Genomic DNA, 16,295 nt, shown 5'->3' with positions numbered 1-16,295 from the left:
ATGCTGCGCACGCTTGATATTCGCGACATGCTGATCATTGATCGGCTGTCGCTGGCGTTTCAGCCCGGGCTGAACGTGCTGACCGGCGAGACCGGGGCGGGCAAGTCGATCCTGCTGGACAGTCTGGGTTTCGTGCTGGGCTGGCGTGGCCGGGCCGAACTGGTGCGTGCCGGCGCCGAAAAGGGCGAGGTGATCGCGGTCTTTGACCTGCCGGCCGGCCATGCCGCGCTGGCGGTGCTGGCGGAATACGGGATCGAGGCCGAGGGCGAGCTGATCCTGCGCCGCGTGAACCATGCCGATGGCCGCAAGACCGCCTGGGCCAATGACCGCCGCGTCTCGGGCGAGGTGCTGCGCGCGCTTTCCGATACGCTGGTGGAACTGCATGGCCAGCATGACGACCGCGGCCTGTTGAACCCGCGCGGGCATCGCCAGATGCTTGATGCCTTTGGCGGCTTTGACCTTGGCCCGGCACGGGCGGCCTGGGGCGCGCTTGGTCAGGCGCGGCGCGCGCTGTCCGAGGCCGAGACCGCCTTGCAGGCGGTGCAGGCCGAGGAGGAATTCCTGCGTCATGCCGTGGCCGAGCTGGACAAGCTGAACCCCGAACCCGGCGAGGAGGCGGTGCTGGATGCCCGCCGCCGCGCCATGCAGGGCGCCGAGAAGATTCGCGCCGATGTGGCCCGCGCCCATGCCGCGCTGTCGGATCAGGGCGCCGAGGCGCTGCTATGGGAGGCGCTGCGCCGGCTGGAGGGCGCCGCCGCGCAGGCCGAGGGCGCGCTGGAGGCGCCGATGGCTGCGCTGAACCGCGCGCTGACCGAGCTGGGCGAGGCGCAGTCGGGCGTCGAGGCCTGCCTTGACGCGCTGGATTTCAACCCGGCAGAGCTGGAGGCGCTGGAGGAACGGCTGTTCGCCATCCGCGCGCTGGCGCGCAAGCATGGCGTGTTGCCCGATGATCTGGGCGGCTTTGCCCAGGGTCTGCGCGCGCGGCTAGAGGCGCTGGATGGCGGCGAACGGCATCTGGCCGGGCTGCGCCGCGCGCTGGTTCTGGCCGAAACGACCTATCGTGACACCGCAGCCGCGCTGACCACCGCCCGCACCGCCGCGGCGCTGCGGCTGGATGCGGCCATGGCGGCGGAACTCGCGCCGCTGAAGATGGAGCGCGCCAGTTTCCGCACCCTGATCGAACCCGGCGAGCCGGGGCCGGAGGGCGCCGACAGCGTGGCCTTTACCGTGGCCACCAATCCCGGCGCGCCGGCAGGGCCGTTGAACAAGATCGCCTCGGGCGGCGAGCTGAGCCGGTTCCTGCTGGCGCTGAAAGTTTGCCTGACCGGCGACGCCCCCGGCATGGTGATGATCTTTGACGAGATCGACCGCGGCGTCGGCGGGGCCACCGCGGATGCCGTGGGGCGGCGGCTCAAGGCGCTGTCCGAGACGGCGCAGGTGCTGGTGGTGACCCACAGCCCGCAGGTCGCGGCACTGGGCGCGCATCACTGGCGGGTGGAAAAGCGCGTGGCGGGGGGGATGACCACCTCGACCGTGACGCCGCTGGATGATGCCGAACGGGTGGAGGAGATCGGTCGCATGCTGGCCGGTGACACGATTTCCGACGCGGCGCGCGCGGCGGCGCGGGCACTGCTGGAGGCCTGAAGGCGCGCGCGCTTTGTGCCCTGCGCGGCGCGGGCTGGCGGGCGCCGGAGGGGTTTTGCACCCCTCCGGACCTCCCCGCAGGATATTTTTGAACAGATGAAGGGCAGGGGCCATGCGCGGGGCGGGCAGGGGCCATGCGGAAAAGGCGATGGTCAGGGCAGCGGTGCTGACCTAGATAGGGATCAGGGAGGGCAACCATACGAGGTTTGCCATGCTGAAGACCATGACCCGCATTCTGCGCGCCCTGCATATTCCCAGCGATGAAGAGATGGAGCGCGCCTATCTGGACGGCGCCGCCAATCGCTATGACCTGGAGATGCGCGAACGCGAGATTTCCAGCGGCCGCTTCCGCCGCCGCTTTGTCGCCTATTACTGAGGCGGCACCAGCTTGCCGGGGTTGAGGATGTCTTGCGGGTCGAGGGCGCGTTTCAGCGCGCCCATCACCGCCCATCCCGCCCCGTGTTCGGCCTGCATGTAGCCCAGCTTGCCGATGCCGATCCCGTGTTCGCCGGTGACCGTGCCGCCCAGGCGCAGCGCGCGCTCGGCCATGCGGGCGGCAAGGCGGCTGGCCTCGGCGGCTTCGGTGGGGTTATCCTTTTCGATCAGCAGGATGGCGTGGAAATTGCCATCGCCGACATGGCCCAGGATCGGGCCGGGGATCGGGCTGGCCGCGATATCGGCGCGGGTTTCCTCGACCGCTTGCGCGAGGCGCGAGATCGGCACGCAGACATCCGTCACCACCGCCGTGGCGCCAGGCCGCGAGGCGAGGCAGGCGGGATAGGCCGCGTGCCGCATCCGCCACAGTGCGCTGCGATCCTCGGGGCGGTCGGCCCAGCGAAAGCCGGTGCTGCCATGGCTGGCGGCAATCTCGCCAAAGCGTTCGGCCTGTTCGGCCACCCCGGCGGGCGAGCTGTGGAATTCCACCAGCAGCAGCGGGGTTTCCGGCAGGCTTTGGCCGGAATGGGCATTGCAGGCCGCCACCGCGGCGGGGTCGAGGAATTCGATCCGTGCCATCGGGATGCCCGACTGGATCGTCTCGATCACGCAATCGACCGCCGCCGCCATATCGGCAAAGCCGCAACTGGCGGCCGAGATCGCCTCGGGCTGGCCGTGCAGACGCAGGGTCAGTTCGGTGATCAGGCCCAGCGTGCCTTCGGATCCGACCATCAGCGCGGTCAGGTCATAACCTGCGCTGGATTTCGGCGCCGCTGTGCCGGTGCGGATCACCGTGCCATCGGCCAGCACCACCTCCAGCCCCAGCACGGCGTCGCGCATGGTGCCATAGCGCACCGCTGTCGTGCCCGAGGCGCGGGTGGCGGCCATGCCGCCCAGCGACGCATTGGCGCCGGGATCGACCGGGAAGAACAGGCCCGTGGCGCGAAGCTCGGTATTCAGCGCCTCGCGCGTGATCCCGGGCTGGACGCGCGCCAGCATGTCTTCGGGCCGCACCTCCAGCACCCGGGCCATGCGGGCGAAATCGACCGTGACCCCGCCCTTCAGCGCCAGCGCATGCCCCTCCAGCGAGGTGCCGGCGCCCCAGCCGATCACCGGCAGGCCATGGGCCTGCGCGATGCGCAGGATCGCCGCGACCTCGTCGGTGGTTTCGGGAAAGGCCACCGCATCGGGCAGGCTGCCGGCAACATGGGTTTCGCTTTGCGCATGTTCGGCGCGGGGGCCCCGGGCGGTGGTCAGGCGGTCGCCCAGCAGGGCAGAGAGGGCGGCAAGGGCGGCATCGGTCATGCGGGGTCTTTCGCGGCCTGGGTGATGAAGGGGGCCAGATCGCCATAGCCGGTAAAGCGGCGCTCATAGGCGAGGCCAAGCCGCGCTGCCGCCTGTTGCGCGCGGGCGTCCAGATCGGGGTCGTCGGTCTGGGCCTGATAGACCAGCTTGGTGTAATGGCCGAACATCATCGGGATCAGTTCGGGATGTTTGTCGAACCCCATCGGGCGCCAGACGAAGGCGTCAAATTGCCGGGTCAGGAAATCGGTGAGGTAGAAGGCGGTGATCTCGTCCTCGGCGATGCGGGCGAAATGGTCATTGCCCTCGAAGAAGGAATAGCAATGCGGGCCGGCGATCATCTCGACCCCCAGCCGGTCGCAGGTGGCCTGCAACTGCCCGCCGGTGCCGCAATCGGCGTAAAGCACGAAGATGCGGGCATATTGGTCGCGGGCGGCCGTCACGGCCTTTTCCACCTCGGCCGGGATGCGATCGGGCCAGAGATGCAGCTTGGCGGGAAGGCAGTGCAGGTCAAGGTGATCCCAGCCGCCGGCGCGGCGGATCGCCAGCACCTCATGCGCCAGCGCGCCGCAGGCCAGCAGCAGCACCCGCCCGCCTTGGGGGGGCAGGCCGCGTTCGGTCAGGGTGGAATCGTCGGGCTCGGTCATGGGTGCATCCTGAACCACCGGGGCGGAAAGCAAAAGGCCCCGGACATGCCGGGGCCTGATCCTGCGGGGCCCTGGGGCCGCTCACATCGTGTTGTGCTTGCGCGCGACCATCGACTTGGCCATCTCGACCGCCACGGCGGCGTCACGGCAATAGCCATCGGCGCCGATCGCCTTGCCGAATTCCTCGTTCAGCGGCGCGCCGCCGACCAGCACGATATATTCCTCGCGCATGCCCTTTTCCTTCATCGTGTCGATCACGACCTTCATATAGGGCATGGTGGTGGTCAGCAGCGCCGACATGCCGAGGATATCGGGCTTTTCGGCCTCGAGCGCCTCAAGGTATTTCTCGACCGAGTTGTTGATGCCGAGATCCAGCACCTCGAAGCCCGCGCCTTCCATCATCATGCCGACAAGGTTCTTGCCGATGTCGTGGATGTCGCCCTTGACGGTGCCGATGACCATCTTGCCCATGCGGGGCGCGCCGGTTTCGGCCAAGAGCGGCTTGAGGATGGCCATGCCGGCCTTCATCGCATTCGCGGCCAGCAGCACCTCGGGGACGAACAGGATACCGTCGCGGAAATCGGCGCCGACGATGGTCATGCCGGCGACAAGCGCCTTGGTCAGCACGTCATAGGGCGCCCAGCCGCGTTCCAGCAGGATATTGACGCCTTCCTCGATTTCTTCCTTCAGACCGTCATAGAGGTCGTCATGCATCTGAAGGACGAGTTCGTCGTCGTTCAGTTCGGACAGGATGATATCGTCTTCGTCGGCCATGGTCGGCTCCTGCGGGATGACTGTTTGTGCCTGCATGCGCCGTTTGCGACAGCGCCACTTTTCACTTTGCGACATGGCCGCAGGCAAAGGCGACAGTCAAGGGCCATGCGGCGGCGCGCTTGCCTTTTGTTCATGAAAAGTTCTAATATAGATCATGAGCAGGGAAACCGCATTGCGCCCGGAATTGCGGGTCAGGGGCCGGGGCGCGCTGGACAATGCGACCGGCCGGTATGAGCGCGAGACCCGCGTCGCGGTCGATGACGGCTGGGATCTGCCCGAGGAGGAGCGGCTGCTGCGCACCGAGGTGCGGATCGAACGGCCGCGTTCGGCGCTGAGTTGGAACCGTTCGCCCGATCTGCCCTTTGACCGCAGCGTGAACCCCTATCGCGGCTGCGAACATGGCTGCGTCTATTGTTTTGCCCGGCCAAGCCATGCCTGGCTCAACCTGTCGCCCGGACTGGATTTTGAAACGCGGCTGATTGCGCGGCCCGGTATCGGGGCGGTGCTGGCGCGCGAGATCGGGCGCAAGGGCTATGCGGTGGCACCGGTGGCGATCGGCACCAATACCGACCCCTATCAACCCTGCGAGGCCACGCATCGCGTGATGCGCGAGGTGCTGCGGGTGCTGCATGACTGGAACCACCCGGTCGCCATCACCACCAAGGGCGCGCTGATCACCCGCGACCTCGATCTGCTGGCGCCCATGGCGGCGGCGGGGCTGGTGCGGGTGGGCATTTCCGTCACCACGCTGGATGCGGGGCTGGCCCGCGCGATGGAGCCGCGCTGCCCCGCGCCGCAATCGCGGCTGGAGGTGATCCGACGGCTGAGCGCGGCCGGCGTGCCGGTGCGTGTCATGGTGGCGCCGGTGATCCCGGGCCTGACCGATGCGGAACTGGAATCGATCCTGGCGGCCGCGCGGGCGGAGGGGGCGGTGGCGGCAAGCTGGATCATGCTGCGCCTGCCGCTGGAGGTGGCGCCGATGGTGCGCGACTGGCTGGAAACGCGGCTGCCCGGCCGCGCCGCCAAGGTCATGGCCCGCATCCGCGAGGTGCATGGCGGGCGCGACTATGACCCGCAATGGGGCCGGCGCATGCGCGGCGAGGGGCTGTGGTCCGACCTGATCGCACAGCGCTTTGCCAAGGCCTGCACGCACGAGGGGCTGACCGTGCCGCAGCCGCCCTTGCGCACCGACCTGTTTCGCCGCCCGGACCAGCCGGGCGACCAGTTGTCGCTGTTCTGACCCCGCCTCGGACTGACCCCGGGGGGATCAGCGCGCGCGGCGGCGTTCCCGGCGCGGGGTGCCGTGGTCATGGCCGCAGACCGGCCCCGTCCCGTCCGAGGCCGACGAAAAGCCGCCCAGCTTGGCCGAGATATCCTCCAGCGTCGGGCGCGGCCCCTTGGGGCGGCTTTCCAGCGCGGCACGCATGGCGCGCAGATGTTCGGGCATGGTGCCGCAGCAGCCGCCGATGATCCGCACCCCGGCATCGCGCGCCAGCACGGCATATTCCGCCATCAGTTCCGGCGTGCCGTCATAATGGATCGCACCATCCTGATAACGCGGAATGCCGGCATTGCCCTTGGCGATCACCGGCCGCTCCGACCCCTGGGCAAAGAAGCCCAGCACCGTGCGCATCAGATCCGACGCGCCCACGCCGCAATTCGCCCCGAAGGCCAGCGGCGGGTTCGGCAGCTTTTCCACCAGCGCCGCCAGATCCGACGAAGTCACCCCCATCATGGTGCGCCCGGCGGTGTCAAAGCTCATGGTGCCGCACCAGGGCATGTTGGCGCGCTGCGCAGCCTCGGCCGCCGCGCGAAACTCCTCGGGGGCGGAAATCGTCTCGACCCAGAGGACATCGGCGCCGCCCTCTTTCAGCCCCTCGGCCTGTTCGTGGAAGATCTCCACCGCCAGCTCATGCGTCAGCGCCCCCATCGGGGCCATGATCTCGCCCGTCGGTCCGACCGAGCCGGCCACCACCACCGGGTGCCCGGCGGCATCCGCGATCTCGCGGCCAAGTGCCGCGCCGATGCGGTTCAGCTCGCGCACACGGCCCTGCGCATTGTGCAGCTTCAGCCGCGCGGCATTGCCGCCAAAGGTATTGGTCAGAAAGATGTCCGACCCGGCCTCGACCGCGCCCCGATACAGCGCGCGGATATTGTCGGGCTTGTCGGTGTTCCAGAACTCCGGCGGCTCGCCCGATTCCAGACCCATGTTGAACAGGTTGGTGCCGGTCGCGCCATCGGCCATCAGCCAGTCGCGGGTGGCAAGCAGTTTGGAAAGCGCGTCGGTCATGAAAGCCTCGTTCCGTTCCGTTGCGGCGCCGGGCGCCGGAAAGTCCTGTCGTGTTTCGCATGGCGGGGCGTGCGGTGCAAATCAATATGGCGCCGCAAAAGCGCAGGGCCGCCCGGCGATGCGGGCGGCCCTGCCTCCGGTCCCTGCGGGCCGGATCAGATCTCGGACATCAGCTGGGCCTTGGCGACGGCCATCAGCTCCGCCAGCTTGGCGCGCACATCCTCGGCGCTGGCCTTGCCGGCCAGATCGGCGGCGATCTTGCGCACCACGTCTTCCGAACCGGCTTCCTCCAGATCGGCCATCACCACCGACATGGCATAGTCATTCGCGGCCTCGCCGGTCTTGCCCAGCAGATCGGCGGCCCAAAGGCCCGCCAGCTTGTTGCGGCGCGCCTCGGCCTTGAACTGCATCTCGGCGTCATGGGCGAATTTGTTCTCGAACGCCTTTTCGCGATCGTCGAAGGTGGTCATGGTCAGGCCCCCTGAAAGGTCGGTATCGGTTCCCTTTCCATATGCCCGCGCCATCGCCGCGCCGCAAGGGCAGAACGCGGCGCAACCGCCCGAAACACCGCCGCACCGCCCGGGTGCAGGGGCGTCGAACCTTGCGGGCGGGCGGGGGCTGGACTATAGGCGCAGGAAAAGGACGGGGGCCGGGCGCCCGCGTCCCTGTCGCGATTCGGGAAAGTTCATGGCACGCCGCAAGAAGGTTTACGAGGGCAAGGCGAAGATCCTTTACGAAGGGCCGGAGCCGGGCACCCTGATCCAGTACTTCAAGGACGATGCCGCCCCGGCGGGCGACAATCCGCAGCCGGCGGTCGATGGCAAGGGCGTGCTGAACAACCGCCTGTGCGAATTCTTCATGTCCGGGCTGAACGCCATCGGCGTGCCCACCCACTTCATCCGCCGCCTCAACATGCGCGAACAGCTGGTCCGCATGGCCGAGATCGTCCCGGTCGAGGTGGTGGTGCGCAACTTCGCCGCAGGCGAATTGTCGCAACGCCTCGGCATCCCCGAGGGCATGGGCCTGCCGCGCCCGATCGTCGAATATTATTACAAGGACGAAAAGCTCGGCAATCCGATGGTGTCCGAGGAACATATCATCGCCTTCGGCTGGGCCAACCAGCAGGATCTCGATGACATGATCGCGCTGGCGCTGCGGGTGAACGATTTTCTCTCGGGCGTGATGCTGGGCGTCGGCGTGCGGCTGATGGATTTCCGGCTGGAAATGGGCCGGATCTGGGAAGGCGATTACATGCGCCTGATCGTGGCCGACGAAATCAGCCCCGACAGCTGCCGCCTGTGGGATCTGCGCGGCCTCGACACCCCCGACCGCGAAGGCCAGGTGCGCGAACCCGGCCCGCTGGCCGATGTCTATACCGAACTGGCGCGCCGCCTGGGCGTGCTGCCCTCGAACGTCACCCATACCCCCAAGCCGACCCTGATCAACTGAAAGGCCGACCCATGAAAGCGCGTGTCACCGTGATGCTGAAAACCGGAGTGCTGGATGTGCAGGGCGAGGCTGTGCGCCGCGCGCTTGGCACGCTGGGCTTCGAAGGGGTGGAGGCCGTGCGCCAGGGCAAGGTGATCGAGCTTGACCTCGCCGCCACCGACCGCGCCGCCGCCGAGGCCGAGGTCAAGGCGATGTGCGAAAAGCTGCTCGCCAATACCGTGATCGAGAAATACTCGGTCGAGATCGCCTGATCCGCCACCCTTTCCGTCACGGCGCCATTCCCCCGGGGGGCCGCCGCATCGCCGGTGGCCCCCCGGTCTTTTCCGCCCCTTCCTTCATCTGTTCAAAAATATCCTGCGGGGAGGTCCGGAGGGGTGCAAAACCCCTCCGGCGGCGGCCGCCCCCGCGCCGCGGCCGGTCGTTTTGCGCTGGCGGTGCGCGCCGCTTTGCGCTATGGCCCGGCCATCCCGGACAGAACCAGAGGTGCCCCGATGAAAGCCGCCGTCATCACGTTTCCCGGCTCCAACTGCGACCGCGACCTGGCCGTCGCCTTTGAACGCGCCGGGGCCGAGGTGGTGCGGGTCTGGCACAAGGACAGCGCCCTGCCGCAGGGCGTCGATGTCGTGGGCGTGCCGGGCGGGTTTTCCTTTGGCGATTACCTGCGCTGCGGCGCGATCGCGGCGCAATCGCCGATCGCGGCGGCGGTCAAGGCCCATGCCGATCGCGGCGGCTATGTCATCGGCATCTGCAACGGTTTTCAGGTTCTGACCGAGATGCAGCTTCTGCCGGGCGCGCTGATGCGCAATGCCGGGCTGAAATTCATCTGCAAGCCCGTGGTGCTGGAGGTGGCAACCACCGCCTCGGCCTTTACCGAAGGCTACGGCGCCGGTCAGCGCCTGACCGTGCCGGTCGCGCATCATGACGGCAACTATACCGTCGATGCCGAAACCCTGGCGCGCATCCGCGACGAAGACCGCATCGCCTTCCGCTACGGCGACAATCCCAATGGCTCCATGGCCGATATCGCGGGCGTGCTGTCGGCCAACCGGCGCGTGCTGGGCATGATGCCCCACCCCGAGCGCGTGGTGGACGCGGCCCATGGCGGCACCGACGGGGCCGCGCTGTTTGCGGGGCTGGTCGGCAAGATGGCGCTGGCCTGATCACGCCGGGCCTTGAGGGGGCAGCCCCTCGCGGCCTAGATTGGCGCCATGATGGACGCCACGCCACGACAGACCGACCCGGAAGGGCACGAGCCGGGAATCACCTGGCGCGTGAAACTTGTCGTCGCGCTCTTGCTGGCGCTGGCCATCGCGGTGGTGCTGGGTACGAACCGCTGGCTCTCCGAACGCTTTACCGAGGTGACGCGCAACCGCGCCGAATTGCGGCTGGCGCTTTATTCCGGCAACATGATCTCGGAATTGCAGCGCAATTCCGTGGTGCCGCTGCTGCTGGCGCGCGACCCCGAACTGATCGGGGCGCTGGAGCGCAAGCAATATGCCACCACCTCGGCGCGGCTGATCTCGTTCCAGGCGGAAATCGGCGCCGCCTCGATCCTGCTGCTGGATCGCGAGGGCAGGGTGGTCGGCGCGACCAACCGCACCCAACTGGGCGAAAGCTATCGCAACGCGCCGCAATTCATCGAGGCGCAGCGCGTCAACGACACCATCTTTTCCGTCGCCCCGCGCGAGGCTTTCGGTTTTGACTTCACCTATTCGCGGGCGATCCGGTCCGAAAACCAGGTGATTGGGGTGATTGTCGTCGCGGTCGATCTGGTGAAATACGAACGCGCCTGGGCGGGGTTGCAGGACGCCGTTCTGGTGACCGACAGCGAAGGCAAGGTGCTGCTGGCGACCGAACCGCGCTGGCGCGGCCTGCCGCTGAGCGAGGCGCTGGTGGCGCGCGACGCGCCCTCGGCCATCCGCCGCGCCTTGCAGGGCGCCGCCGACTGGGCGCAGGCCCCGCCCGACGCCTATGTCGCGGGCGAGGCGGTGATGAAGACCGAAACCCGCGTGGCCTTTCGCGGCTGGCGCATGATCACCTTCACCGCCTACGATTCGGTGCGCGAAAAGGTGAATGGCGTGCTGGCGCTGGAAATCATGGGATTCGCCATCCTGCTGGCGGTGACCTTCTACATGCTGTCGCGCCGCGCCTGGTCGCAAAGTGTCAGCCTGCAACGCGAAAGCGCCGAATTGCGGCAGCTGAACGCCCGCCTGCAACGCGAAATCGCCGAGCGCGAGAAGGTGCAGAAGAACCTGGAGGTCGCGGAGCTGACGCTCGCGCAATCCTCCAAGCTTGCGGCCCTGGGCGAGATGTCGGCGGCGGTCAGCCATGAGCTCAATCAACCGCTGGCGGCGATGAAGACCTATCTCGCCGGCGCCCGGCTCTTGCTGCAACGCAAGCGCCCCGACGAGGCGCTGTCCTCGTTCCAGCGGATCGACGATCTGATCGACCGCATGGGCGCGATCACCCGGCAGCTGAAATCCTATGCCCGCAAGGGCGGCGAGGCGTTCGAGCCGGTGGACATGCGCGCCTCGGTCTCCAATGCGCTCGCGATGATGGAGCCGCAATTGAAGGCCCGCATCGTGCGCATCACCCGCAGCGTGCCCCGCGCCCCGGTCATGGTCATGGCCGATCGGGTGCGGCTGGAACAGGTGATCATCAACCTGCTCCGCAACGCGCTCGACGCGACCAAGGAATCGCGCGCGCCGCAGATCGACCTGATGCTGTCGGCCGGCGAGACGGCGACGCTGACCGTGCGTGACAACGGGCATGGCATCAAGGAACTCGAAAACGTGTTCGAGCCTTTCTACACAACCAAGAAACCCGGCGAAGGGGTGGGCCTCGGCCTTGCCATTTCCTCGGGGATCGTGACCGATCTTGGCGGCCGTCTGACCGCGCGCAACGCGGAAGGAGGGGGGGCTGTATTCGAAATGCAGCTTCCCATATTGGACGGGCAAGCCAAGGCAGCAGAATGAGGACCACATGGCCCGCGCTATGAAAGTTGCCATCGTCGATGACGAGGCGGATATGCGGCAGTCGATCAGCCAATGGCTGGCGCTGTCCGGCTTTGACACCGAAACCTATGGCAGCGCCGAAGAGGCGCTGGCCGCGATCACCGCCGATTTCGCCGGCGCCGTGGTCAGCGACATCCGCATGCCGGGGATGGATGGCATGGCCTTCCTCAAGCGGCTGATGGGCATGGACAGCACGCTGCCCGTCATCATGATCACCGGCCATGGCGACGTGCCCATGGCGGTGGAGGCGATGCGGCTGGGCGCCTTCGACTTTCTGGAAAAGCCGTTCAACCCCGACCGGATGACCGAACTGGCCAAGCGCGCGACCCAGGCGCGGCGCATGACGCTCGACAATCGCGCGCTGCGCAAGGAATTGTCGGATGGCACGACGATCATGAAAAAGCTGATCGGCGCCAGCGCGGCGATGGAACGGCTGCGCGAGGATATCCTCGATCTGGGCCAGGCCGACAGCCATGTGCTGATCGACGGCGAAACCGGCACCGGCAAGACGCTGGTCGCCCATGCGCTGCATGCGGTCGGCCCGCGCGCGGCCAAGAAATTCGTCTCCGTCTCCTGCGCGGCCTGGTCCGAGGATCAGCTGGCGGCCAAGCTGTTCGGCCCGACCGAGGACGGCGTGCCGATGATCGAGGAGGCCCGCGGCGGCACGCTCTGCCTTGAGGATATCGAGGCGCTGAGCCACCCGCTGCAATCGCGGCTTCTGACGGTGATCAACGATCAGGGCACCCCGCCCGAAACCCGGATCATCGCGATCTGCAACGAACATGCGCCTGACAAGACGCTGGAAGATATCCTGCGGCCCGATCTGTTCTACCGGCTGGGGGCGATGACCATCGTGCTGCCGCCGCTGCGTTCACGCGGCGAGGATATCCTGACGCTGTTCACCCGTCTGTCGGAACAGTTTTCCGAGGAATATGGCTGCGATGCGCCGGCGCTGACCGCACAAGAGGCGGCGCAGCTGTTGCAGGCGCCCTGGCCCGGCAATGTGCGGCAACTGGTGAACATCGCCGAACGCGCGGTGCTGCAAAACCGCCGCGGCTCGGGCTCCATCGCGTCGCTGCTGATGGCGGATAACGAGGCCTCGGGCCCGGCGCTGACCACCGAAGGCAAGCCGCTGAAGGAATATGTCGATGCCTTTGAACGGATGCTGATCGACAACACGATGCGCCGCCACAAGGGCAGTATCGTCGCGGTGATGGAAGAACTGTGCCTGCCGCGCCGCACGCTGAACGAGAAGATGGCGAAATACGGCCTGAGCCGCGGCGACTATACCTGACGCGCCATCCTTCTGCGAAGGATGGAAGGGGGGCTTTGCGCCCCCCGGCCCTTCGGGCCTCCCCCTGCAGGATATTTTTGAACAGATGAAAGGGGGACGCGCGCCTTGCCCTTCATCTGTTCCCAAATATCCTCAGGGGGTGAATGGCCGTGAGGCCAGAGGGGGCGCGAGCGCCCCCTTGCGGCGTGGGGGGCGGCGCTTTCGCCCGGGGGCTGCGCATTTTGTCATTGTGTTTTCGCGGCCCCTCCCCTTATTGTCATCCCACGGGTGTCTTTCTGTCACATTCAGGGCCCCGGTTTCAGTTTCGCTGCCGGAGGCGCGGTTCGGGCCACAGGTCCGAAAGCGGTATTCCGTGCAGAGCCAAGGGCCGCAAGGCCGCCAGATTGCCGGTTCGGGCCTGTGCCCGCCCCGGCTTTGACAACAGGGTGCGCAAGCGCCCGGGAATACGAACCGCGATGAGCCGCGCGACAGATGCCATGAGGACAGACGGGGGGCCCGACGGCCGCCTCGCCCCTTGCGCATTGCGCAGCGTCGCCCAAACAAGCCGCCATCCGCTCGACCGAACCGTTTCGGGAGCCTCGCGCGAAGCTTCACACGAAGATTCACGGGGGGCCTTTCCGGGAGGGGAGGCCGGGCCATGGCGCAATGGAACACCATGGCCAAGAAAATGCTCATCGACGCCACCCATCCGGAGGAAACCCGGGTTGTGGTGGTGGACGGAAACAAGGTCGAGGAATTCGACTTTGAAACGGTAAACAAGCGTCAGCTCCAGGGGAATATCTACCTGGCGAAGGTGACGCGGGTCGAACCCTCGCTACAGGCGGCGTTCGTGGATTATGGCGGGAACCGGCATGGTTTCCTGGCCTTTGCCGAGATCCATCCCGATTATTACCAGATCCCGGTCGCCGACCGCAAAGCGCTGCTCGAGGAAGAGCGGGCGCTGGCCCGGGCCGAGGACGAGGAAGACCAGCGTCCGCGCCGCGGATCGCGGTCGCAGCGGCAAAAGCCCGCGCAGGCCGAGGCGGTGACGCGCGAGGATGCGGTGGTCTCTGGTGACGTGCCGGCGGCCGAGGGCGTCGAGGCGCAGGGGGCTGAGGCGCCCATTGTCGTGCCGGTTGCGGCGCCTGCGGGGATGGATGTGATCGACCTGGGCGAGGATGTGCCCGGGGCCGGCGAGGGCGGGCCGGTCAGCCTGACCCGCAACGAGGATCGCGCGGTTGCCGCCGAGCGGAGCGAGGACGAGCCCTATCAGGCGCTCGACCATGCCGCCGAGGTGGATGACGAGATCGAATCGGTCGCCGAAGAGGATGTGACCGAGGAAATCCGCGCCCCCCGCAAGCCGCGCGCGCGCCGCTACAAGATCCAGGAAGTCATCAAGGTGCGCCAGATCATGCTGGTGCAGGTGGTGAAGGAAGAGCGGGGCAACAAGGGGGCCGCGCTGACCACCTATCTGTCGCTGGCCGGGCGCTATTGCGTGCTGATGCCGAATACCGCGCGGGGCGGCGGCATCAGCCGCAAGATCACCCAGGCGGCCGACCGCAAGAAGCTGAAGGAAATCGCGGGCGAGATGGAGGTGCCGGAGGGCGCCGGCCTGATCATCCGCACCGCCGGTGCCAAGCGCACCAAGCAGGAGATTCAGCGCGATTACGAATACCTCATGCGGCTGTGGGAGGAGGTGCGCGAACTGACGCTCAAATCCATCGCCCCCGCCGCGATCTATGAGGAAGGCAACCTGATCAAGCGCGCTATCCGCGATCTGCACAACCGCGAGATCGAGGAGATTCTGGTCGAGGGCGAGGCGGGCTATCGCACCGCCAAGGACTTCATGCGCATGATCATGCCGGCGCAATCGCGCGTGGTGCAGCGCTATCACGGCGACATGCCGCTTTTCGCGCGCTATCAGGTCGAAAGCTATCTGGCGGGCATGTTCAACCCGGTCGTGCAACTGAAATCCGGCGGCTACATCGTGATCGGTGTGACCGAGGCGCTGGTGGCGATCGACGTGAACTCGGGCCGGGCCACCAAGGAAGGCTCGATCGAGGAAACCGCGCTCAAGACCAACCTGGAGGCCGCCGACGAGGTGGCGCGCCAGTTGCGGCTGCGCGATCTGGCCGGGCTGATCGTCATCGACTTCATCGACATGGAGGAGCGGCGCAACAATGCCGCGGTCGAGAAGCGGCTGAAGGACAAGCTGAAGACCGACCGCGCGCGCATTCAGGTCGGCCGCATCTCGGGCTTTGGCCTGATGGAAATGAGCCGCCAGCGCCTGCGCCCGGGCATGCTGGAATCGACGACGCAGCCCTGTGCGCATTGCCATGGCACCGGGTTGATCCGGTCGGATGACAGTCTGGCGCTGACCATCCTGCGCGGGCTGGAGGAGGAGGGAACGCGCAAACGGTCGCGCGAAGTGCTGCTCAAGGCGCCGGTCGCTGTGATCAACTATCTGATCAACCACAAGCGCGAACATATCGCGATGATCGAGGCGCGCTATGGCATGGCGGTGCGGATGGAGGCGGATCCGCATCTGGTCAGCCCCGATTACAGCATCGAAAAGTTCAAGACCGCGATCCGGCAAGTGCCGGAAAGCACAGCGATTTCCGGCGGGGCCGCCTTCATGGGCGCGCCGGCCGAGGATGAGGATGCGCTGATCGACCTCGCGCTGGAGGCCGAGGCCGCCGAGGCGGAGGCCGCGGAAGCCGAGGCCGATGTCGAGGGCGATGAGGCCGAAGGGCCGGAGGCCGCGGCCGAGGGCAATGGCGGCAATGGCAAGAAAAAGCGCCGTCGCCGTCCGCGTCGTCGGGGCAAGTCGAAGGATATGGCCGAAGGTGGTTCGTCTGAACAGGGCGACGAGGCGGGTGCCGAGGACGAGGCCGAGGAGGACGAGGGCGCCAGTGCGGCAGAGCCGCTGACGGTCGAGGTGGAAGCCCCGGTCGAGGCGGCCGAGGCCGAGGCCGCGCCGTCCGAGAAGCCCAAGCGCAAGCGCAGCCCGCGCTCTTCGAAGGCCAAGGCCGAGGCCGAGGCGGCAGAGCAGGGCGGCGAGGCGGCTGCCGAACCCGCCGAGGCGGCGCCGGCCAAGCCGAAATCCAGCCGGTCGCGCAAGCCCAAGGCCAAGCCCGAGGTCGCCGCTGACGCAGCACCCGAGGTCGTGACCGAAGTTGTGGCCGATGTTGTGGTGGCGGATGCCGCGCCCGAGCTTGCCGTTGCGGCCCCGGCCGATCCGGTCGCCGTTGCGGCGCCGGTGGAACTGCCGCCCTTGCAGGCCGATCCCGGCGAGGCGGCGGTGGCCGAGACGCTGGTGCTGGACCCGGTCGAGGCCGAGACCGCCCAGGGCGACGAGGCCGAGGATGACGGCGCAGAGCCGCGCCCGCGCCGCAAGGGCTGGTGGTCGGTCGGTCGCTGAGACCGCGTTTCAGATAAAGGGCAGATGCCGGGCCGAAAGCCCGGCA

General features: G+C 67.5%; 14 protein-coding genes. 9 read left to right on the top strand and 5 right to left on the bottom strand.

Annotated elements, in window-relative coordinates; genetic code table 11:
- Both recN and FOA17_RS07320 read left to right on the top strand, forming a co-directional pair.
- Positions 1-1,644 carry a DNA repair protein RecN gene (gene recN, locus FOA17_RS07325; protein WP_149140822.1) on the top strand — a complete coding sequence of 548 codons (1,644 nt, stop codon included), beginning with the start codon at positions 1-3 and terminating at the stop codon, positions 1,642-1,644.
- A 223-nt stretch (positions 1,645-1,867) separates the two neighbouring features.
- Complete coding sequence (locus FOA17_RS07320) at positions 1,868-2,020, top strand: hypothetical protein (RefSeq protein WP_203232286.1); 153 nt, start codon at positions 1,868-1,870, stop codon at positions 2,018-2,020.
- Here FOA17_RS07320 and FOA17_RS07315 read toward each other — a convergent pair.
- The 3 genes from FOA17_RS07315 to FOA17_RS07305 all read right to left on the bottom strand — a co-directional run bounded on the left by FOA17_RS07315 (position 2,014) and on the right by FOA17_RS07305 (position 4,802).
- Positions 2,014-3,384, bottom strand: a complete 1,371-nt coding sequence (locus FOA17_RS07315) for an FAD-binding oxidoreductase (protein WP_149140820.1) — start codon at positions 3,382-3,384, stop codon at positions 2,014-2,016. The genes FOA17_RS07320 and FOA17_RS07315 overlap by 7 nt on opposite strands.
- On the bottom strand, positions 3,381-4,028 hold the full coding sequence (locus tag FOA17_RS07310; RefSeq protein ID WP_149140819.1) for a DUF1638 domain-containing protein: 648 nt from the start codon (positions 4,026-4,028) through the stop codon (positions 3,381-3,383). Before FOA17_RS07310 ends, FOA17_RS07315 begins: the two co-directional genes overlap by 4 nt.
- An 81-nt stretch (positions 4,029-4,109) precedes the next feature.
- Entirely contained in the window at positions 4,110-4,802 is a 693-nt protein-coding gene (locus FOA17_RS07305; RefSeq protein ID WP_149140818.1) for a corrinoid protein, read from the bottom strand.
- Positions 4,803-4,956: 154 nt separating this feature from the next.
- Between FOA17_RS07305 and FOA17_RS07300 the strand changes: the two genes are divergently transcribed.
- On the top strand, positions 4,957-6,042 hold the full coding sequence (locus FOA17_RS07300; RefSeq protein ID WP_420841692.1) for a PA0069 family radical SAM protein: 1,086 nt from the start codon (positions 4,957-4,959) through the stop codon (positions 6,040-6,042).
- 27 nt (positions 6,043-6,069) lie between these two features.
- Here FOA17_RS07300 and bmt read toward each other — a convergent pair whose 3' ends face one another.
- Positions 6,070-7,092: a betaine--homocysteine S-methyltransferase gene (bmt, locus tag FOA17_RS07295; RefSeq protein WP_149140816.1), complete on the bottom strand. Its 1,023-nt coding sequence runs from the start codon at positions 7,090-7,092 to the stop codon at positions 6,070-6,072.
- A gap of 155 nt (positions 7,093-7,247) precedes the next feature.
- Positions 7,248-7,562 carry a DUF1476 domain-containing protein gene (locus tag FOA17_RS07290; RefSeq protein ID WP_149140815.1) on the bottom strand — a complete coding sequence of 105 codons (315 nt, stop codon included), beginning with the start codon at positions 7,560-7,562 and terminating at the stop codon, positions 7,248-7,250.
- Positions 7,563-7,779: 217 nt separating this feature from the next.
- Between FOA17_RS07290 and FOA17_RS07285 the strand changes: the two genes are divergently transcribed.
- The 6 genes from FOA17_RS07285 (at position 7,780) to FOA17_RS07260 (ending at position 16,249) form a co-directional block, all read left to right on the top strand.
- On the top strand, positions 7,780-8,541 hold the full coding sequence (locus tag FOA17_RS07285) for a phosphoribosylaminoimidazolesuccinocarboxamide synthase (protein ID WP_149140814.1): 762 nt from the start codon (positions 7,780-7,782) through the stop codon (positions 8,539-8,541).
- An 11-nt stretch (positions 8,542-8,552) separates the two neighbouring features.
- A complete protein-coding gene (gene purS, locus FOA17_RS07280) occupies positions 8,553-8,792 on the top strand; it encodes a phosphoribosylformylglycinamidine synthase subunit PurS (RefSeq protein WP_149140813.1) in 240 nt (79 codons plus the stop codon).
- Between the two features lie 240 nt (positions 8,793-9,032).
- A complete protein-coding gene (gene purQ / locus FOA17_RS07275) occupies positions 9,033-9,701 on the top strand; it encodes a phosphoribosylformylglycinamidine synthase subunit PurQ (RefSeq protein WP_149140812.1) in 669 nt (222 codons plus the stop codon).
- Positions 9,702-9,752: 51 nt separating this feature from the next.
- Entirely contained in the window at positions 9,753-11,516 is a 1,764-nt protein-coding gene (locus FOA17_RS07270; protein ID WP_149141419.1) for a sensor histidine kinase, read from the top strand.
- Positions 11,517-11,523: 7 nt separating this feature from the next.
- On the top strand, positions 11,524-12,849 hold the full coding sequence (locus FOA17_RS07265) for a sigma-54-dependent transcriptional regulator (RefSeq protein ID WP_149140811.1): 1,326 nt from the start codon (positions 11,524-11,526) through the stop codon (positions 12,847-12,849).
- Positions 12,850-13,504: 655 nt separating this feature from the next.
- Positions 13,505-16,249: an Rne/Rng family ribonuclease gene (locus FOA17_RS07260; RefSeq protein ID WP_149141418.1), complete on the top strand. Its 2,745-nt coding sequence runs from the start codon at positions 13,505-13,507 to the stop codon at positions 16,247-16,249.
- Positions 16,250-16,295 lie beyond the last annotated feature (46 nt).

Source organism: Gemmobacter caeruleus, assembly GCF_008271655.1.
In the GTDB taxonomy this organism is placed as follows: Bacteria; Pseudomonadota; Alphaproteobacteria; order Rhodobacterales; family Rhodobacteraceae; genus Gemmobacter; species Gemmobacter caeruleus.
The sequence above is the reverse complement of the archived record's forward strand: the minus strand, read 5'-3'. Positions and strand labels throughout refer to the sequence as shown.